This window comes from Luteimonas sp. Soil_C_5, from assembly GCF_057656615.1.
Genome location: NZ_JBDGKA010000001.1, coordinates 432,838 through 450,694, shown reverse-complemented (window position 1 = coordinate 450,694; position 17,857 = coordinate 432,838). Strand labels below are relative to the sequence as shown.

At 66.6% G+C, this 17,857-nt stretch carries 18 protein-coding genes and 1 pseudogene; 9 read left to right on the top strand and 10 right to left on the bottom strand.

The features are described 5' to 3' along the window. Window positions 1-2 precede the first annotated feature (2 nt). From tadA to AC3A5K_RS02155, 4 genes are all read right to left on the bottom strand, one after another. The gene (gene tadA, locus AC3A5K_RS02170; protein WP_487615866.1) at window positions 3-515 is read right to left on the bottom strand and encodes a tRNA adenosine(34) deaminase TadA; all 513 of its coding nucleotides are present in this window, start codon (window positions 513-515) and stop codon (window positions 3-5) included. Next, a complete protein-coding gene (locus tag AC3A5K_RS02165) occupies window positions 499-1,053 on the bottom strand; it encodes an NADPH-dependent FMN reductase (protein ID WP_487615865.1) in 555 nt (184 codons plus the stop codon). The genes tadA and AC3A5K_RS02165 overlap by 17 nt, the downstream gene beginning before the upstream one ends. A 102-nt stretch (window positions 1,054-1,155) precedes the next feature. After that, window positions 1,156-2,706 (bottom strand): cryptochrome/photolyase family protein, encoded by a 1,551-nt coding sequence (locus AC3A5K_RS02160; protein WP_487615864.1) that lies wholly within the window; start codon window positions 2,704-2,706, stop codon window positions 1,156-1,158. Continuing rightward, window positions 2,699-2,893 carry a DUF2256 domain-containing protein gene (locus AC3A5K_RS02155; protein ID WP_487615863.1) on the bottom strand — a complete coding sequence of 65 codons (195 nt, stop codon included), beginning with the start codon at window positions 2,891-2,893 and terminating at the stop codon, window positions 2,699-2,701. The genes AC3A5K_RS02160 and AC3A5K_RS02155 overlap by 8 nt, the downstream gene beginning before the upstream one ends. Before the next feature lie 296 nt (window positions 2,894-3,189). On the opposite strand from AC3A5K_RS02155, the gene AC3A5K_RS02150 reads away from it, so the two are divergent. Further along, window positions 3,190-4,287 carry a branched-chain amino acid aminotransferase gene (locus tag AC3A5K_RS02150; protein WP_487615862.1) on the top strand — a complete coding sequence of 366 codons (1,098 nt, stop codon included), beginning with the start codon at window positions 3,190-3,192 and terminating at the stop codon, window positions 4,285-4,287. Window positions 4,288-4,722: 435 nt separating this feature from the next. Continuing rightward, the gene (locus AC3A5K_RS02145; RefSeq protein ID WP_487615861.1) at window positions 4,723-7,221 is read left to right on the top strand and encodes a glycoside hydrolase family 3 protein; all 2,499 of its coding nucleotides are present in this window, start codon (window positions 4,723-4,725) and stop codon (window positions 7,219-7,221) included. Window positions 7,222-7,270: 49 nt separating this feature from the next. Here AC3A5K_RS02145 and AC3A5K_RS02140 read toward each other — a convergent pair. From AC3A5K_RS02140 to arsH, 5 genes and pseudogenes are all read right to left on the bottom strand, one after another. Beyond that, a pseudogene (locus tag AC3A5K_RS02140) lies at window positions 7,271-7,434 on the bottom strand (GMP synthase (glutamine-hydrolyzing)); the annotation flags it as partial. A gap of 14 nt (window positions 7,435-7,448) precedes the next feature. After that, on the bottom strand, window positions 7,449-8,747 hold the full coding sequence (locus AC3A5K_RS02135; protein WP_487615860.1) for a type II toxin-antitoxin system HipA family toxin: 1,299 nt from the start codon (window positions 8,745-8,747) through the stop codon (window positions 7,449-7,451). Beyond that, window positions 8,744-9,157, bottom strand: a complete 414-nt coding sequence (locus AC3A5K_RS02130; protein ID WP_487615859.1) for a helix-turn-helix transcriptional regulator — start codon at window positions 9,155-9,157, stop codon at window positions 8,744-8,746. The genes AC3A5K_RS02135 and AC3A5K_RS02130 overlap by 4 nt, the downstream gene beginning before the upstream one ends. Then, window positions 9,154-9,303: a hypothetical protein gene (locus AC3A5K_RS02125; protein ID WP_487615858.1), complete on the bottom strand. Its 150-nt coding sequence runs from the start codon at window positions 9,301-9,303 to the stop codon at window positions 9,154-9,156. The genes AC3A5K_RS02130 and AC3A5K_RS02125 overlap by 4 nt, the downstream gene beginning before the upstream one ends. Window positions 9,304-9,506: 203 nt before the next feature. Next, entirely contained in the window at window positions 9,507-10,220 is a 714-nt protein-coding gene (gene arsH, locus AC3A5K_RS02120; protein WP_487615857.1) for an arsenical resistance protein ArsH, read from the bottom strand. Between the two features lie 44 nt (window positions 10,221-10,264). Here arsH and AC3A5K_RS02115 point away from each other — a divergent pair, with 44 nt between their 5' ends. The 7 genes from AC3A5K_RS02115 to AC3A5K_RS02085 all read left to right on the top strand — a co-directional run bounded on the left by AC3A5K_RS02115 (window position 10,265) and on the right by AC3A5K_RS02085 (window position 15,677). Further along, window positions 10,265-10,588 carry an ArsR/SmtB family transcription factor gene (locus AC3A5K_RS02115; protein ID WP_487615856.1) on the top strand — a complete coding sequence of 108 codons (324 nt, stop codon included), beginning with the start codon at window positions 10,265-10,267 and terminating at the stop codon, window positions 10,586-10,588. 37 nt (window positions 10,589-10,625) lie between these two features. Next, a complete protein-coding gene (locus AC3A5K_RS02110; protein ID WP_487615855.1) occupies window positions 10,626-11,117 on the top strand; it encodes an arsenate reductase ArsC in 492 nt (163 codons plus the stop codon). Next, complete coding sequence (arsB, locus tag AC3A5K_RS02105; RefSeq protein ID WP_487615854.1) at window positions 11,114-12,184, top strand: ACR3 family arsenite efflux transporter; 1,071 nt, start codon at window positions 11,114-11,116, stop codon at window positions 12,182-12,184. Before AC3A5K_RS02110 ends, arsB begins: the two co-directional genes overlap by 4 nt. A gap of 81 nt (window positions 12,185-12,265) precedes the next feature. Continuing rightward, window positions 12,266-12,886: a GntR family transcriptional regulator gene (locus AC3A5K_RS02100; protein ID WP_487615853.1), complete on the top strand. Its 621-nt coding sequence runs from the start codon at window positions 12,266-12,268 to the stop codon at window positions 12,884-12,886. Between the two features lie 153 nt (window positions 12,887-13,039). After that, window positions 13,040-13,177, top strand: coding sequence for a hypothetical protein (locus AC3A5K_RS02095; RefSeq protein WP_487615852.1), 138 nt, complete (start codon window positions 13,040-13,042; stop codon window positions 13,175-13,177). Window positions 13,178-13,218: 41 nt separating this feature from the next. Then, window positions 13,219-13,899 (top strand): lasso peptide biosynthesis B2 protein, encoded by a 681-nt coding sequence (locus tag AC3A5K_RS02090; RefSeq protein WP_487615851.1) that lies wholly within the window; start codon window positions 13,219-13,221, stop codon window positions 13,897-13,899. Further along, complete coding sequence (locus AC3A5K_RS02085) at window positions 13,899-15,677, top strand: asparagine synthase-related protein (RefSeq protein WP_487615850.1); 1,779 nt, start codon at window positions 13,899-13,901, stop codon at window positions 15,675-15,677. The genes AC3A5K_RS02090 and AC3A5K_RS02085 overlap by 1 nt, the downstream gene beginning before the upstream one ends. Here AC3A5K_RS02085 and AC3A5K_RS02080 read toward each other — a convergent pair. Next, the gene (locus AC3A5K_RS02080) at window positions 15,583-17,832 is read right to left on the bottom strand and encodes an Atxe2 family lasso peptide isopeptidase (RefSeq protein ID WP_487615849.1); all 2,250 of its coding nucleotides are present in this window, start codon (window positions 17,830-17,832) and stop codon (window positions 15,583-15,585) included. The genes AC3A5K_RS02085 and AC3A5K_RS02080 overlap by 95 nt on opposite strands. Between the last annotated feature and the right edge of the window lie 25 nt (window positions 17,833-17,857).

Sequence of the window (17,857 nt, the reverse complement as noted above, 5' to 3'; positions counted from 1 at the left end):
CGTCAGCGCGGCGGCAGACCGCGTTTGCGCCTGAAGTAGTTCGTCAGCATCGGCCCGGCCACGTCGGCGAGCACGCCGCCGGTCACCGCGATGCGATGGTTGTGGCGCGGATCGCCCAGCACGTCGAACACGCTGCCGGCCGCGCCGGTCTTCGGATCGAACGCGCCGAACACCACGCGCGCCACCCGGGCATGGACCATCGCCATCGCGCACATCGCGCAGGGCTCCAGCGTCACCACCAGCGTGCAGCCGATCAGCCGGTGATTGCCGAGCGCACGACCGGCCTCGCGCATCGCCACGATCTCGGCATGCGCGCTGGGATCATGCTCGGCGATGTTTCGGTTCCAACCCGTGCCGATCACCGCGCCGGACGGATCCAGCACCAGCGCGCCGACCGGAATCTCGTCGTCTTCGGTCATCGCACGATCGGCCAGCGCAAGCGCCTGGCGCATCGCGTCGACGTCCTGGGCGCACTGCGCGACCGCGCTTTGGGTACCGTCAGCGCCCACGGACATAGACGGCAAATCCGCGCATGAAATCGGCCAGCTGCTCGCGCACGCGCGCATCCAGCACGCTGCCATCGCCGTCGAACACCTGCCCGGCCCGCGACACCATCAGGCGGCCTTCCGACCAGTGACGCGTGCCCAGCGTCCGCAGTACCGGCAGCCACGCCGCCTGCGACAACACCGTGCCGAAGCCGCCAGGCGAGGCGCCGATCACCGCGACCGGGCGGCCGCCGAACAGTTTGGGAATGCCGTTCGCCGGTCGCGACAGCCAATCGATCGCGTTCTTGAACACGCCGGGGATGCCGTTGTTGTATTCGGGCGTGGCCAGCAGCAGGCCGTCGCTCGCGAGAATCCGCGCCTTCAGCGCATCGACCTCGGCCGGGATACCGTCGCGCGCTTCGAGGTCACCGTCGTACAGGGGAATGCCGTGCAGGGTGGCGACGTCGAGTTCGACGTCCGCATCGAGCACGGACTGCGCCGCACGCAGCAGATCGGTGTTGTACGAGCCTGCGCGCAGGCTGCCGGAGATTCCGAGAATCCTGACCATGGGTCACCTGCGGGCTTGGACTGCCGGCACCGCGCCGCAGCTGGCCGCGACTTTACCGCAGACGCGTGGTCCGGCGCCCGGGCTGGCCTGCCGCACGTGCCGTCAGACGTGGCTGCGCCGCCACGCGTCGGACTCTTCGACGATACGGGCGCGCTCCGCCGCGTCCAGGCGTTCCAGGCTGCGCACCTGCTGCGCCGTGCGCGGGTTGTCGGCCAGCCGCGTTTCGTGGCGCAGCATGAAATCCCAGTACAGGCGCGTGTACGGGCAGGCCTGCGGCCCGGTGCGCTGGCCCGGATCGAAGGCGCAGCGGCGGCAGTAGCTGCCGGCGCTCATGCGCTCGATGTAGCGGCCACTGGCGATGTAGGGCTTGCTCGACATCAGCCCGCCGTCGGCGAACTGGCTCATGCCCAGCACGTTCGGCATCTCTACCCACTCCACCGCGTCGACATAGACCGCGAGAAACCAGCGGTGCACCTGCGCCGGTTCGACGCCCAGCAACTGCGCATATAGGCCGATGACCATCAGGCGCTGGATGTGGTGGGCGTAGCCGAGGGCCAGCGTCTGCCGCAGCGCATCGGCGAGACACGGCATCGGCGCGTCGCCAGTCCAGTAGAAACCGGGCAGATCGCCGGTGGCCTGCAGCGCGTTCGTCTCCGCATAGCGCGGCATCTGCGTCCAGTACACCCCGCGCACGTATTCGCGCCAGCCGAGGATCTGGCGGATGTAGCCTTCGGCCGCTGGCAGCGGCGCCCTGCCCGTACGCCATGCGGCCTCCACCGCGCCGACCACTTCGCGCGGGGCGAGCAGCTTGAGATTCAGCGCCGACGCGATCTGCGAATGCCACAGCCACGGCGCATCGGGCCACAACGCGTCCTGCCAGCGGCCGAAGGCCGGCAGGCGTTCCTCGATGAAGCGCTCCAAGGCATGCAGCGCCTGCGCGCGGGTCACCGGCCAAGCGAAGTGGTTCAGCCCGCCGGGGTGATCGGCAAAGCACGTGCGCACCAGATCCAGGACTTCGCGCGTGATCGCATCGGGCGCGACCGGCGGCGGTATCGGCACGACGCCCGGGCCCTGCGCCTCGAACGGCGCGCGGTTCTCGGTATCGAAATTCCAGCGACCGCCGGCCGGCGCATCGCCCGCCATCAACACGCCATGCCGGCGACGCAGATGGCGATAGAACATCTCCAGCCGCAGCTCGGGCTGCGTACGCGCCCACGCGGCGAACGCGCGGACATCGCAGTAGAAATGCCGGTCCGGTTCGATCACCAGCGGCACGTCCGCAGCCGCAGCGGTCTTGCGCAGCATCTGCAGCACGCGCCAGTCGCCTGGCGCGGTGATCCGCACGGTCTGGGGACGCAGGCGCACGATCGCCTCGGCCAGTTCCGCACCGAGGGTGCCGCGGTTGTCGGCGTCGTCGAGGCAGCGGTAGTGCACGGCCCAGCCGTCGGCTCGCCGGTCCTGCGCGAAGTGCCGCATCGCGCTCAGGAACAGGGCGATGCGCGCCTTGGCCGACCAGACGTGGGTGGATTCCTGCTCGACCTCGGCCATCCAGATGGCGTCGAGCGCGGGATCGCAGCCGTCGAACGCGGACGCAGACGGATCGAGCTGGTCGCCCAGCACCACGACCAGATGGCGCACCGGACGATCAGTCATCGCGGGATGGACCGGGCGCACCGGCTGCGCCCTTGTTGCGGCGGCAACGCTCTGAGCAATAGCGCACGTCTTCCCAGTGTTTCGCCCAGGCGCGGCGCCAGGTCATCGTGCGCCCGCAGACCGCGCAGGGCTTGCTGGGCAGGTACGACTTGTTGCCGGGTGAATCGCGATTGCCTGCAGGCGCCATGGGCGGGTCCGTGATCTCCGGGCGGAGCGCGGCGACAGGATGCGGCGCACGCCGTGCGCGCGTCGTGGAGCGTGGCTGCAACGCCTGTCTGAAGCGGCACAGTCGGCCCGAGCCGTCGCATCCGGTGAGACCGGCGCAGGCGTCCGAACGGTCAGTGATGCGTCCGCCCCACCCCGCTGCACGCGACGCTGGCGGGCATCGCCGGTACCATCCACCCCCACCCGACGCTGGGCAACGCCGTGCAGGACGCCGCGCTGCGCCGCACCCGTCCATGCCCTCCACATCTGAGCCGCCGCATGACCACCGAGCCGATCCACACCTTCCGTATCGTCCCGTCGCAGCAGGTCCGCCAGCAGGCCGACCGCGAGACGATCCTCGCCGATCCCGGCTTCGGCACGCACTTCACCGACCACATGGTCGCGATCGACTGGACCGTCGAAGCCGGCTGGCACGACGCGCACGTGCGGCCCTACGGCCCGCTGACGTTCTCGCCGGCCGCCGCGGTGCTGCATTACGGCCAGGAAATCTTCGAAGGCATGAAGGCCTTCCGCCATGCCGACGGTTCCATCTGGACCTTCCGCCCCGACGCCAACGGTCGCCGCCTGCAGCATTCCGCGCGACGCATGGCCTTGCCGGAACTGCCGGTCGACCTGTTCGTCGAATCGATCCGCCAGCTCGTCAACACCGACCAGGCCTGGGTGCCGGGCGGCGGCGAGTCCAGCCTGTATATCCGCCCCTTCATGATCGCCAACGAGGATTTCCTCGGCGTGCGCCCGGCCCGTCGCGTGGCCTATTACGTGATCGCCAGCCCCGCGGGCGCCTACTTCAAAGGCGGCGTCAAACCGGTCTCGATCTGGCTGTCGCGCGACTACGCACGCGCCGGCCGCGGCGGTACCGGTTCGGCCAAGTGCGGCGGCAACTACGCCGCGTCGCTGCTGCCGCAGCGCGAGGCCGTCGCCAACGACTGCGCCCAGGTGCTGTTCCTCGACGCCGAGACCAACCGCTACGTCGAAGAACTCGGCGGCATGAACGTGTTCCTGGTCCAGCGCGACGGCAGCGTGGTCACCCCGGCACTCACCGGCAGCATCCTCGAAGGCATCACCCGCGACAGCGTGATCCAGCTGCTGCGCGACCGCGGCCACACCGTCGTCGAGCGCCGCGTCGAGATCAGCGAATGGATCGATGGCGTGCGCTCGGGCGAGATTGCCGAAGTCTTCGCCTGCGGCACCGCGGCCAGCATCTCCCCGATCGGAGTGCTCAAGGGCAACGACTTCAGCGTCGGCGATGCCGATGCGCAGCCCGGCGAAGTGACGATGGGCATCCGCAAGGATCTGCTCGACATCCAGTACGGCCGCGTGCCGGACCGGCACGGGTGGTTGACGCGGTTGGTGTGAGCCGACGCGTCACGGCACGACAGGAACGGCCCGCGCAAGCGGGCCGTTCTTCTTGTTGGCGACGATGGGGAAGCGCACCTGGAACCGTTGTTTCGCGCGGTCACTGGACGCAGCGCTCGCTACGGGCGCGGACACTGGAGGGTCACGAGTGACTGCGTCGCCGCGACTGCGAGCTGATCCGACCAGCACACCCATCACGCCGATCAGAGGCCAAAGCGCCAGTCTGAAACTTGCTCTCGGCACGCTCGACGTGGCTCTATGTGCCTCCAGCAGACGCGCAAATCGGGCTGACAGATGCAGAGATCGAACGTGTTGCGGGTCGCCGTTCTCCACGGCGTGCTGAGCCTTGCACTTGCGACACCGGTGCACGCAACGGATTCGGGTGCGGTTGATCCCGGGTCTGCTGAAGCGCGCGCAGCCGCACTTGTGTCGCGCATGACGCTCGAGGAGAAGGCGAGCCAGATCCAGCATGACGCGCCCGCGATTCCGCGCCTGGACGTGCCCGCGTACAACTGGTGGAGCGAGGGTCTGCATGGGGTGGCGCGCGCGGACATCGCCACCGTGTTTCCGCAGGTGATCGGGATGGCGGCCACGTGGGATCCGGCGTTGATCGAGCAGGTTGCCGGTGTCGTCGCAACGGAGTTCCGCGCGAAGTACCGCGGCGCGCGTACGCCAGACGGCAGCACACCGCAGTACCACGGCCTGACCGTCTGGTCGCCCAATATCAACATCTTTCGCGATCCCCGATGGGGCCGTGGCCAGGAGACCTGGGGCGAGGACCCGTACCTCACCGGACGGTTCGGCGTGGCCTACATCCGGGGTCTGCAGGGCGCCGACGCGCAGTTCCCCAAGACCATCGCCGCTGTGAAGCATTACGCCGTGCACAGTGGCCCTGAGGCATCCCGCCACAGCGACGACATTCATCCCTCCGCGCGCGATGTTGCAGACACGTACCTGCCCGCGTTCCATGCAGCCGTCACCGAGGCCCAGCCACAAGCGCTGATGTGTGCCTACAACGCGATCGACGGCCTGCCGGCATGCGCGAATCCCGACTATCTGCAGCGCCGGCTGCGCGAGGACTGGGGGTTCGACGGCCATGTGGTCTCCGATTGTGCGGCGGTTGCCGATATCCATCTCCCGACCTCGCACGCGCTCGTCGACACCCCGGAAGAAGCGGTGGCGCTGGCGCTGAAGGCGGGGACCGACCTGATCTGCGATTTCCGGTTCAACGCGACCTTCCAGCCTGCGACAACGGTGCGGGCGGTCGAACAGAACCTTCTGCAGGAGTCCGACCTGGATCGTGCGCTGCTTCGACTCTTCACCGCCCGCTACCGGCTGGGCACCATGGATCGCGTGGCGAGTGGCCCGCATGCAGGCATCGAAGCGACCGATTTCGACACGCCGGAACATCGCGCACTCGCTCTGGAAACCGCGCGTCGTTCGCTGGTACTCCTGAAGAACGACGGGCTGTTGCCGCTGGATCAGGCGCCGCGCAGAATTGCGGTGATCGGGCCGAACGCCGACAGCGTCGATGCGCTGGTGGGCAACTACAACGGCACACCTTCGGATCCCGCGACCATCGTGTCCGGCCTGCGCAATCGCTTTCCGCAGGTGCAGATCACCCATGTCGAAGGCGTCGGCTGGATTGCGCCGCCACTCGAGGACATCGCGGATACGGCGTTCTGTCTGGACGCCGCGTGCACGCGTCCCGGACTGCACTCCGAGGTGTTTGCAGATGCAGAACTCGGGGGCGCGACGACGACTGACACGGTCGACAACGTCCAGGCGCGCTGGGGCTGGCCTGATCGCGAGCAGCGCAATGCCTCGACGCGATGGACCGGATACGTGCGGGCACCCGAAACGGGCGAGTACCGGTTCCGGTATTCCGGCGACGCCGGATATCGCGTGCATATCGACGGACAGCTCGTCGCCGATCTCTGGGATGGCGCTTGGCCCACGTCGGATCGCCCGGTGCAACTGGTTGCTGGCCAGGTCCACTCGATCGTTGTGGAGGCCCGGCAGATCGGTGTCCGCGCCACGCATCGCCTGCAATGGAGCCGACCCAGTGTCGGCGATGCGCCTGCGCTGGAGGCCGCGCGCAACGCGGACCTGGTGGTGTTCGCCGGCGGCCTGACGGCCAAGCTGGAGGGCGAGGAAATGTCGGTACAGGCACCCGGGTTCTCCGGCGGCGATCGCACCAGTCTCGATCTGCCGGCGCCCCAGCAGGCCTTGCTGGAGCGGCTGCACGCCACCGGCAAGCCGGTCATTCTGGTGCTCATGAACGGCTCCGCGATGAGCGTGAACTGGGCCGACGAACACCTACCCGCCATCATCGAAGCCTGGTATCCGGGCGGTGACGGCGGGCGCGCCGTCGCGGAACTGATCGCCGGCGATTTCAGCCCGTCGGGCCGACTGCCGTTGACCTTCTATCGCAGTGTGCGCGACCTGCCGCCCTTCACCGATTACGCGATGGAAGGCCGCACGTATCGCTACTTCCGGGGCAGCCCGCTGTACCCCTTCGGCTACGGACTCAGCTACACCCGCTTCGGCTACAGCAACGCCCGGCTCCCGCAATCGCGGATCGATGCGGGCGCCAGCGCGCACCTCGAAGTGCAGGTCGCGAACCTGGGCGACCGGGACTCGGACGAGATCGTCCAGCTCTACGTCTCGAGAGAACAGGCGGGCGCCCCACTCCGCCGCCTGGCCGCCTTCCAGCGCGTCACCCTCGCGGCCGGCACAACACAGACCGTGAAGCTGGACATTCCTGCGGAAGCGTTCGTAGTGGTGGACGACGCGGGCCGTAGGCAGATCGAACCCGGGCGCGCCACGTTATGGGTCGGCGGCGGGCAGCCCACGGACGCTACAGCCGCTCACTCGCCGGGCGTCGCAGTCGAACTCGACATCGTCGGCAAGCACGAGCTCCCGGCGCTTTGAGAGTGCGGGTGCTGCGCGCTGTCGTGAGTCCGGGAGTCTTGATCCATCCCCACTCGATCGTCGCCGGCGGCTTGCCACTGATGTCCCAGACCACATGCGAGACGCCGCAGACTTCGTGGATGATCCGGTTCGTAACGCGGTTGAGGCAGTCGTACGGCAGCCGCACATGACGGGCGGCTATGCGTCGATGGCCTCCACAGCGCTGCATGTGATCGCCAGAAGCGCCATCAAAACCGCAGCCTGTGCACCGACCCGACTTGCGCGGCCTGCTGCGTGTCCACGCCCGCCCGGCCTGCGAACGTCCCCCACTCCTGCACCGCGGTCAGCACTTCATCCAGCATCTTGCGATCCCGCCCGCGCTTGAGGCCGGCAACGCCCGCAGCCGCCTTGAAATCCTCCAGCGTGAATCCATCGCGCTTGCCGTTGACGCGCATCTGGTGCGTGGACGTCCAGTCGCCTTCGGGGTTGTAGCTGTAGCTGACGTCGAACGCTGGCGCCAATGACCACTGGCCCTGCTTGTCCATCAGGAACGCGATGTTCTTGACGTGGTCGTCCTGGTTGCGCGCCACCACGTTGAACAGCATGCGGCGGAACTGCTGCTCGATGGCCGCCATCGGCAGGCCCAGTTGCCGGATGACGAGGAAGGCCTGTTCGTAGGAGTAGGCACCAGGCAGGTTGTAGTCGAAATGCGCCAGCGCGCCGAGCGACTGCATATGCAGCTTGCTGCCGTCGTCAGGGCGGTCAAAGCGGCGCGTCATGAAGTGGCGGCGTCCGCCCTCTTCCAGCAGGCGGCATTCACTCATGTCGATGCCGGCCGCCTGCGCCATCAGCGCGTAGGCGTATTCGATGGCGCCGTAGCCCTGCGGATCCAGCAGTTCCTTGTCCTTGTTGCCCGCCACCCCATCGAACTTGAGCAGCCAGTGGCTGAAGCCCGGATCGGCCGCCACCTGGCCCGAGCGCACCTCGTTGGTCTCTGCATTCCAGGCGATCAGCGCCTTCGCGCGCGCGCCGCCGGCCGAAGTGCCCACGCGCAGGATGTCCTGCATGGCCTTCTGCCGCGCCGGACCTTCGAGGCTGGCGTCGAGAGCTTCGCGATGAGTGAGGATGTCGGAGGCCAGGCCCACCAGCGCCGCGACGTCCAGCGTGTCGGAACGGCTGGCCTTCGGCCCGCTGACCGGCTTGAATTCCAGCGCGCCCATGCCACGCGCCCCTGTGTAGCAAAGACGTTCGACAGCGTTGAAGCTCTGCGACGAGCGGCCCTGCATCGCCAGCCACTGATCGATGAGCGCGTTGCCGAAGCGGTCCGGCAGGGAATCGGCCAACAGGCCCGGCAAGCCGTGGAATGCGGGCTTCGGCAGCTCAGCGAAGGCGTAGATGCGCGGCTGCAGCGGCATGTGCAGCGGTGAAAGCTCGATGCCGCTGCCGAGGAATTCCGGCACGTATTCGAACGCGGCTGTCGTCGCGCCTGCCGGCACCGACACCGCGCCGATCGTCCGGCCCCACAGTTGGACTTCGGCGATCGTCATGCCTCCCAGCTCCAGCCCGTGCCCGGCTTCGCCTTCGGTGCCGGCGCGTCCTTGCTTGCGCCCGATGCGCGCTGTCGTGTGCGGCGCTGCTGACGCAACTGGGCCACGGGGCTGTCGACCGGTTCGGGCACCAGCTGCGCAAGCCGGCCTTCCAGCCCAAGCACGCCGCAGACCCGCAAGAACGTGGACAGCTGGGTGGCCGTGGCCCCCGCTTCCAAGCGTTCGACCGTCCGCTTGGACACGCCGGCCTGCTCGGCCAGTTCCGCCTGGGTGAGGTTGCGCGCCACGCGCAGGGCTGCCAGTTGGCTGCCCAGCTGTGTGAGCGACAGGAGATGAGGGTGGTCCGTGGTGTTCATATGTCGTCGAATATGACGACTATCGGCGCAATTATCAAGCAAGTCGTCATTCAAGGCGATTTATACATCGATGAAAGCCGTCCCGAAAGCGCATCCAGATTCGCATCCATTGAAGCCAGCAACGCGTTCAATCTGCGCGCTTCACGCAGCGGATCGTCACGATGTCGCTTCAGATCGACACGCATCAGCACACCCGCCATGCCGTTCGAGGTCGCCAGAGCGCAAATCGCTGCTCCGTACCGTTTCGCACAGCCAGCGTCGGCATTCGTGTCTGCCGCGACAGTGTCCGAAAGATGCGTGCTGCACGGGACGCGCAACGGCTCGAGCTCTGACCATTACCGCTTCCGGCCGGAAGCGGACGTCTGGCCCGTCGCCGTCGGTTGCGACCACTTCTATCGGTCAGTCAGACAATCGTCCCAGATGCCCTCGCCAGTCTTTTCGCCGATAGATCGCCCTGACGCTCGCTGTATCGATCAGTGAGATAGGTGGTCCGGTCCCGCACGAGCAAAGTGAACTTCACCAGCTCCTCCATCACATCGACCACGCGGTCGTAGTACGCCGACGGCTTCATGCGCCCGGCCTCGTCGAATTCCTGCCAAGCCTTGGGCACCGAGGACTGGTTGGGGATAGTCACCATGCGCATCCAGCGGCCGAGCAGGCGCAGTGCGTTGACCACGTTGAACGACTGCGAGCCGCCGCAGACCTGCAGCACCGCCAGCGTGCGGCCCTGGGTGGGGCGCACGCCGGCGCTTTCCAGCGGCAGCCAGTCGATCTGGTTCTTGAACACCGCGCTCGGCGCGCCGTGCCGCTCCGGGCTCACCCAGACCTGGCCTTCGGACCACAGCGACAGTGCGCGCAGCTCCTCCACCTTGGGATGGGTGGCCGGCACCGAATCGAGCATCGGCAGGTCGTGTGGATCGAACAGCCGGGTGTCGGCGCCGAACAGTTCGAGCAGGCGCTGGGCCTCCAGCGCCAGCTTCCGGCTGTAGGACTCGGGGCGCAGCGAGCCGTAGAGGATCAGGATGCGCGGCGGGTGGCCATCGGCCGGCACGCCGAGTGCGGCTAGGTCGATGGGCTTGAACGCGTCGGGATCGAGATTGGGCAGATCGGATGCCATCGGGTGACTTGTGACCGTCATAAATGTTCGACTATTCTAGAAACATGGAACATAAAGCCGCAACCTCCGCACTCGCCGCCCTCGGCCAGGACACGCGCCTGTCGGTCTTCAGGCTGCTGGTGCGGGCCGGTCGCGCCGGCAAGCTGGCCGGCGACATCGCCGAGGCGCTCGCCTTGCCTGGCGCCACCCTGTCCTTCCACCTCAAGGCGCTGACCGCCGCCGGGCTGGTGAGCGGCGAGCAGAGCGGCCGGACCATCCGCTACCGCGCCGATTTCGATGCGATGAACGCACTGGTCGGCTATCTCACCGAGAACTGCTGCGCCGACGACGCGGGCGACTGCGCGCCGTCCGCTGCCTGCGGGTCCTGATCCATTCCGTTACGCAATCCACCCGAGAGCCCGACCCATGACCCGACGCATCCTGTTCCTGTGCACCGGCAACTCTGCCCGCAGCGTGCTGGCCGAAGCCACCCTCCGCGCTTGGGGCGTGGGCCGTTACGAGGCCTACAGCGCCGGCAGCAAGCCGGCCGGCCAGGTGAACCCGTTCGCGATCGCCCAGCTCGAGCGTGAGGGCTTTCCCACCGACAACCTGCGCAGCAAGTCCTGGGACGCATTCTCGGCCGAGACCGCCGCGCCGATGGACCTGATCGTCACTGTCTGCGACAGCGCGGCGAACGAGTCCTGTCCGATCGTCCACGGCGACTTCGTGCGCGTGCACTGGGGCCTGTTCGATCCCGCCGCGGTGACTGGCAGCGACGCCGACAAGCGCGCCGCATTTGCGCATGCGCACGCGATCATCCAGAAGCGCATGCGCGCGTTTCTCGACATCCGCGACGACGTCTGGGCCGACAAGGACGCGGTCAAGGCGCTGCTCGAACCGATCGCCGACGTCGGATGAGCACGCCCGCGCCTGCGCCTGCACCGGGTCGCCTGTCGTTTCTCGACCGCTGGCTCACGCTGTGGATCTTCGCGGCGATGGCGCTGGGCATCGCGCTCGGCACGCTGTTCGACGGCCTGCCGGCTGCGCTCGATACGCTCAGCTGGGGCAGCACGAACGTGCCTATCGCAATCGGCCTGATCCTGATGATGTATCCGCCGCTGGCCAAGGTGCGCTACGCAGAATTGCCGAACGTGTTCCGCGACAAGCGCGTGCTGGCGCTGTCGCTGATACAGAACTGGCTGATCGGGCCGTTCCTGATGTTCGGGCTGGCGGTACTGTTCCTGCGCGATTATCCGGAATACATGACCGGGCTGATCCTGATCGGCCTGGCGCGCTGCATCGCGATGGTGCTGGTGTGGAATCAGCTTGCGCGCGGCGACAACCAGTACGTTGCTGGCCTCGTTGCGTTCAACTCGGTCTTCCAGATTCTCTTCTTCAGCGCGTATGCCTGGTTCTTCCTCAGCTGGCTGCCGCCTGTGTTCGGGATTGACGGCAGCGTTGTCGACGTCAGTACCTGGACCATTGCGCAGGCCGTGCTGGTGTATCTGGGCATCCCATTCCTTGCCGGCTACCTGACCCGTCGCTGGCTCGTGCAGGCGAAGGGAGAGCGCTGGTACGAGACGCGGTTCCTGCCGAAGATCAGCCCGATCACGCTGGCCGCCCTGCTCTTCACCATCGTCGCGATGTTCAGCCTCAAGGGCGCCGACGTGGTGCGGATTCCGATGGACGTGGTGCGCATTGCGATTCCGCTGACGCTGTACTTCCTGATCCAGTTCGGACTGAGCTTCTGGATGGGCCGACTGATCGCGAGGGATTATCCGCGCACGACTGCCATTGCGTTCACGGCGGCGGGTAACAATTTCGAGCTTGCGATTGCGGTGGCCATCGCCGCGTTCGGCTTAGCGTCACCTGTCGCCTTTGCTGCCGTGATCGGGCCGCTGGTCGAAGTACCGGTGCTGATCGCGCTGGTACACGTGGCCTTGTGGTGGCGCGGCAGAACTCACTGGAGCGCTAAATCCGCTTAGCACGCACGCGCGTTGCAGCGCGGTCACGCAGATGTAATATCGTTTTCGGGACCTGGGGTTACGCAGACATGGAGTGCCGCGATGATCGCGAGCCAGTCGAAAGGAGCGCGCCTGTACGGACAGATCCGTCGCGCGTTGCAGTGCGGACGCTTCGCGCCCGGCCAACGCCTCGAACCGGCCGCACTGGCCACCGAGTTCGGCGCCAGTCTCACGCCAGTTCGCTTCGCGCTGCATCACCTGAGCGGTGAGCGACTGATCGTCGACAGAGGACGTGACGGGTTCCACATGCCCTTGCCCACCGAGGCTGCATTGCGCGCGCTCTACGAGTGGATGGAAATCCAGTTGATGGCGTCCCTCGACCACGGCGCCCTGCCCAACGGCACCCGGCAGCGCGCCCCTGACGTCCAGGAGAGCATTGCGAAAGCCACCTGGCAGCTATTCGACACCATCGCGCGGCGGACGCCGCAGCAAGAACTGCACATCGCCGCGCGCAATGCCAATGATCGGCTCGCCCCGATCCGCACCGCAAAGCGCACGCTTGTGCCTGAGGCGCACTCTGAACTCGAGGACCTTGTCGAGGCCTGGGAGCGCGCGGAGATTCCGCGCCTGAAATGCGGGCTGCGCGCCTACCACGGGCGTCGACGCAAACTGGTGCCCACGACAGTGCACCTGCTGACCCAAGCACGCGACGCGCTGCACTGACGCGGTCGCTGCGCACGCGAACGTGTATACGGCTCGCCTCACACTTTCAGGGAATACCGAAAGTACACAACAAAAATCATTTGAGAATTACGGTTCCGCGTCTCGACACTCGGCTTGTCATGGACTCGCCATGACACAACGCAGGAGAAGGACATGGACATCAAAGAAAGTGAAGTGCAGGTCGAAGTGGTTGCCCTGGGTGCGGTGAGCATCGAAACCAAGGGCGCCGGCTTCGAGACCGAGGTCATGGGTGAGGGGCGCATTCCCTTCTCCGGCATCTCGGAAGAGTGAGTCACGGGCGCGCCGCAAGGCGCGCCCTCACTCTTTTCGCCATGGCTTACATCGTGCGCAAGGGCCTGCACTACTGCTGCGTTGGCGGGCGGATCGTGTTCATGGACCTCCGAAGCGACGCCTACTTCATGCTCACGGGCACGTCTGACAAGGCGTTTCGTGCCTACCTTGCCGACAGCGAGATAAACGACAAGGACCTGGATGTCCTGCGGGCACGGGGCGTCCTGCTCGAGAGCGACCCGACTGAAACCGAACAACCCGCGCTTGATGTTCCCGTGCCGCAACGAAGTGCATCGGAGCTCTCTTTGGGGCAGGAAACTGCCGGCCTCAAGATCATCTTCGAGATCGCGCGTCTGGTCTACACAACCCGGCGCGCATTGCGTACCCGCAATATCGGTGAACTGCTTGATGCGCATGTGGACTGCTGCCGCGGAACCGAGCGGCCGGTCGACGGGACCCGCCAAGACAGTGACATGGATACGTTCGCTCGCGCTGCTGGCCAATACAGGTACGCCAGAAGATTCATTCCCGTCGAACACTCCTGTCTTCTGGATTCGCTCGCCTTGGACCGCTTCCTCGCGAAGCGGGGTTTGGAGTCCCGACTCGTGTTTGGCGTCAACGCCGAACCCTTCTCTGCCCACGCGTGGTTGCAGGCGGGCGACATGGCGTTGAACGAGACGGTTTCCTACGCGCGCATGCATACGCCGATCCTGGTGCTGTGATGGAACACCGCTACATCGTGCTGCTGAACATCGCCAATGAAAGAGCGGAGTCCTTGGCTGCACCTACGCAGATGCTTGAGAAGGCGGGAATGGAGTGCCTGGCCTCAACCCCGCAGCTGCGTATCTTCGGCGAGCCGGTCACCAAGCTGCAGCGCATCTCGGAACGCGCATGGGTCATTGGACATCTGTTCGCAAGGCAGCCTGTCGCCCCGCCCGGGCTCTTGCCCAATGCCGGCACTCCCCTGCACCGCCACCTGTTGGCGAACTACTGGGGCGACTACGTTCTGATCGAACTGACGGCTGGGGATCCCGAAGCAGTCCGCATCCTGCGTAGCCCCTCGGGCGGCGTGGCCTGCATGCATGCCGTCATCGAGGGGCAAGGATTCATAACTTCGGATATCTCTCTCGCCGTCAGTTCCGGAATGTGCGAGCGGCGCATCGATTGGGACTACATCGCGCACGCGCTGAACTTCACGCACCTGCACACGACGAGGACCGGAATCGATGGCGTGAGCGAGCTGCTGCCGGGATGCGCGTTGACGCTCGACTCGATGCAGGTGGACGTCCTTGCCGCTTGGTCGCCTTGGGATCACGTGACCGCCCACAAACGATTCCGTGACCCGGAGGAAGCCGCACGCAGCGTCCGTCATGCGGTGAGCGCCACGGTCAATGCCTGGGCAGAGACAGACCGAAACCTGCTACTTGAACTGTCAGGCGGCCTGGACTCGTCCATCGTCGGCGCGTGCCTGAGCCAGACCGATGCGCGCGTCACCTGCTGCAACCTGACATCCCCGCACTCGGGCACCGACGAGCGTCAATACGCCAGGCTCGTCTCGGCTCTGCTCGGAACAGACCTGCACACGCTGACAGTCGACGCTGGCACCGCCCGTTTCGACTTTCAGCCGCCCGAGGATTCGGCCACCCCAGGCATGGGCATCTCACACCATGCCGCCGACGCAGCGCTGCATCAGGCGGCGATGACGCACGCCCCGGCCAGTTTCATCTCCGGTGCCGGCGGCGACACCGTGTTCTGCTATCTGGGCAATGCATCACCTGCGGCAGATGCTTTCCGCGAACGGGGATTGGCTGCCGGCTTTCGCAGCGTGGGTGATCTCTCCACGCTCTACGACTGCCATCTGCAGAAAGCGCTTCGTCTGACGCTGCGAAAGATGCGACGAGGTGCCAAACCCACCCGGCCGGCCGACCACACGTTTCTGGCACCGTCTGCTCGGCGCTCGACATCTGCGCCGCATCCTTGGCTCGATGCGCCGCCGAACGCCTACATCGGCGACGTGGAAAGGATCGGCGCGCTGGTGGGCACCCAGGGGTACTGGGACGGCATGGCGCGCAACCGGCGTTGGCCGGTGCGGCTACCGCTGCTGTCGCAGTTGGTCGTCGAGACATGCCTGCGAGTGCCCACCTGGATGTGGATCCGCACCGGACGCAACCGTGTCGTTGCCCGGGATGCGTTTGCCGACTTGCTGCCGCACGACATCCTGCATCGACGCAGCAAAGGTACGTACGTGACACTGGCCGGCGCGCTCTACGGTGGAAACAAGCACGCCATGCTCGGATTTCTGGACAGCGGCCACCTCAACGCGCAAGGACTGCTGGACATGGATGCGTTGCGCAAGACCATCCAGAGCGACGTTCCGGCCAAAGACACCTCGTTCTTCCGGATCTTCAATCTGTGCATGATCGAGAACTGGGTTCGCCATCAAGGCGATTGCGAACGTGTTCAAAGCGAAAACATGGTTGAAAGCGAAGGCGCTGGATGATCGGACATTCGTCCGTTGAAAGCCCCGCCTTCGCGGGAATGACGGGCGACAGCCGCTTCGGTCCTGGACGCGCGGACATGGTTTCCCTGGCGGCGACAGCCTCGGCCATGCCGCGCCAGATCCGGTACTGATCGGCATCCTGCGGATCAGGCCGCTCCACACCCTGCAGCCAGAACCGGAACCAGTCGAGGTTCCGCTCGTACACCACCAGCTTGTGTCTGGGCCCGAATTTGATATGCGGCTCGCCTGCGAACACGTACATGTCCGCCCTGCGGTCCCGGACCATCGGCAGTGCGTACTCCAGCGCCGGCAGGTATTCCTCTTCCGGCAGTTGCAACAGCAGCGGCGCCTGGATGCGTTCCAAGTTGAATGCCGGCGACAACGCCTGCCACTGCGCCGGCGTTTCGTGCGGTGCGCCGATCTGCCAGTTGGACTCGGCCACCTGCCGGAATCCGGCGCGCAGGCTGTTGAAGAGGTACCAGCTTGGCGTCACGGACGGCGAGCTGACCGAAGCAGCCGTCACCACGTCAGAGTGCATCAGCGTCCAAAGCGTGACCTCGCTGCCGTAGCTCAGGCCGCCCATCCCCACCTTCGTCGGGTCGATTGCACCTGCGTCGCCGAGCAGGCGCACCACGCTCTCCACTGCCCGCGTGCCTTGCGCGTAGCTCTCCCGGGCATCCTTGAACGATGGATTGCCGTTGATACACAGCGCCGAAATGCCATGCGTTGCCAGGCTGGCCAACGGCCACTCGTCCCCGACTCCGCCGCGCAGGAATCCATCGCAGGTGTAGTAGGTCACGAACAACGGAGGCGCCAGACTCCCGGCCGGCACGCGCGCGTCGAACAGCCACCCGGTGAAGACATCCCCGCGGTCGTCCTCCCAGCGCAGCAGGGTCGCAGGTGCCTCACGTGCGACGTGCAGCGCGAGCGCGCGATTGGGCTCGAACAACACGCGGCGCTCGCCGCGCTCAAGGTCGATGACCTCCATGCGCGGCGGACGGTCTGCCTCGGCGGTGACGCACACCATGTCGCTCCGCGACACCGCGCACGGCACGTCATGGAAACGCAGACTGCTTCCCCACAGCAGTCCGCGGCTGCGCACCACCTCGGTCACAACGCCGGTCACCACATTCCATCGATAGACCGCCTGCGCCCTGCCCGCCTGTCGGTCCGTCACGGTGAACAGCACGTCATCACTGCCCGGCCGCCACTGGACGTGACTGATGTCCTGCCTGGTGCACAGGGCCTGCGTGCACACGACCTCGCGGGCGGCATCGGCAGAGGCGCGCACGGCAAGCTGCACGTCGGGTTTCTGCCGGCGCGCGCCGGCATCGCCCACGCGGATCAGCGTGGCAATCCGCGCGTCCACCGGATGCGCGGCCCATCGCCATGGGGTCGGCGACTGGCCGCCGAATGTCGGCGCGGCGGCGTCAGGTGCCGGCGCACTGGTCACTGCTCCGCCACGCGCGCCCAGATCAACACGCTTCCACTGGGCGGGCGCGTCGGCGAGCAACGGTCCAGGCGCGAACCAGTCTCCGTACAGCCGCTGCGTGGCCGGGCGCCCTCCGAGGCGACTCGAGCCCAGCAGACCCGCACCAATGAACACCGACGCATCGATGCGCACGCCGCGGTCGTACTCGGTCTGTTCCGCACGCCGCACTGCCTCACGCGTGGCGCCCACGCTGTAACGCAGCGTGTCGCCTTCGTCATCCAGCACGAACGCACGCACATCCGCGTCGTCTGTGGTCACCTGTTCCGCGCCTGAGCCATCTGCCGCGGCGCGCCACACTGCAATGCGTCCATCCAGCAGCGCCCGGTAGTAGATCCATCGTCCATCAGATGACCAGACAGCCGGCGAAGCGGCCACCATCCCGCCCGTGGGTTGCCGCAGCGGCACGCCGCCATCTGCAACGCGCAAAGGCAGTGCGCCGCCCGCCATCGCCTGCACGTACCACACCGTGTCGTAGACATCGCGCTCCACGTTGGCCTGTTCCAGCCGGTACGCCACGAACTGCCCGTCTGGCGAGATGACCGGATTCCCAAGGTCCGCCACCTCCACCAGCATGCGTGCAGGCACGGTGCCGGCAATCGCACTGCCGCCCAGCGCACCCAGCACCGTCAGCAATGCGGCACCGGCCCGAAGGCCGGGCCGCATGCCATGACTCAGCTGCCGCGCCACG

Excerpts from the sequence above, each read along its gene's own strand:
- tadA (WP_487615866.1), bottom strand. The coding sequence starts at position 515 with ATGTCCGTGGGCGCTGACGGTACCCAAAGCGCGGTCGCGCAGTGCGCC.
- AC3A5K_RS02165 (WP_487615865.1), bottom strand. The coding sequence starts at position 1,053 with ATGGTCAGGATTCTCGGAATCTCCGGCAGCCTGCGCGCAGGCTCGTAC.
- AC3A5K_RS02160 (WP_487615864.1), bottom strand. The coding sequence starts at position 2,706 with ATGACTGATCGTCCGGTGCGCCATCTGGTCGTGGTGCTGGGCGACCAG.
- AC3A5K_RS02155 (WP_487615863.1), bottom strand. The coding sequence starts at position 2,893 with ATGGCGCCTGCAGGCAATCGCGATTCACCCGGCAACAAGTCGTACCTG.
- AC3A5K_RS02150 (WP_487615862.1), top strand. The coding sequence starts at position 3,190 with ATGACCACCGAGCCGATCCACACCTTCCGTATCGTCCCGTCGCAGCAG.
- AC3A5K_RS02145 (WP_487615861.1), top strand. The coding sequence starts at position 4,723 with ATGACGCTCGAGGAGAAGGCGAGCCAGATCCAGCATGACGCGCCCGCG.
- AC3A5K_RS02135 (WP_487615860.1), bottom strand. The coding sequence starts at position 8,747 with ATGACGATCGCCGAAGTCCAACTGTGGGGCCGGACGATCGGCGCGGTG.
- AC3A5K_RS02125 (WP_487615858.1), bottom strand. The coding sequence starts at position 9,303 with ATGGCGGGTGTGCTGATGCGTGTCGATCTGAAGCGACATCGTGACGAT.
- arsH (WP_487615857.1), bottom strand. The coding sequence starts at position 10,220 with ATGGCATCCGATCTGCCCAATCTCGATCCCGACGCGTTCAAGCCCATC.
- AC3A5K_RS02115 (WP_487615856.1), top strand. The coding sequence starts at position 10,265 with ATGGAACATAAAGCCGCAACCTCCGCACTCGCCGCCCTCGGCCAGGAC.
- AC3A5K_RS02110 (WP_487615855.1), top strand. The coding sequence starts at position 10,626 with ATGACCCGACGCATCCTGTTCCTGTGCACCGGCAACTCTGCCCGCAGC.
- arsB (WP_487615854.1), top strand. The coding sequence starts at position 11,114 with ATGAGCACGCCCGCGCCTGCGCCTGCACCGGGTCGCCTGTCGTTTCTC.
- AC3A5K_RS02100 (WP_487615853.1), top strand. The coding sequence starts at position 12,266 with ATGATCGCGAGCCAGTCGAAAGGAGCGCGCCTGTACGGACAGATCCGT.
- AC3A5K_RS02095 (WP_487615852.1), top strand. The coding sequence starts at position 13,040 with ATGGACATCAAAGAAAGTGAAGTGCAGGTCGAAGTGGTTGCCCTGGGT.
- AC3A5K_RS02090 (WP_487615851.1), top strand. The coding sequence starts at position 13,219 with ATGGCTTACATCGTGCGCAAGGGCCTGCACTACTGCTGCGTTGGCGGG.
- AC3A5K_RS02085 (WP_487615850.1), top strand. The coding sequence starts at position 13,899 with ATGGAACACCGCTACATCGTGCTGCTGAACATCGCCAATGAAAGAGCG.
- AC3A5K_RS02080 (WP_487615849.1), bottom strand. The coding sequence starts at position 17,832 with ATGCGGCCCGGCCTTCGGGCCGGTGCCGCATTGCTGACGGTGCTGGGT.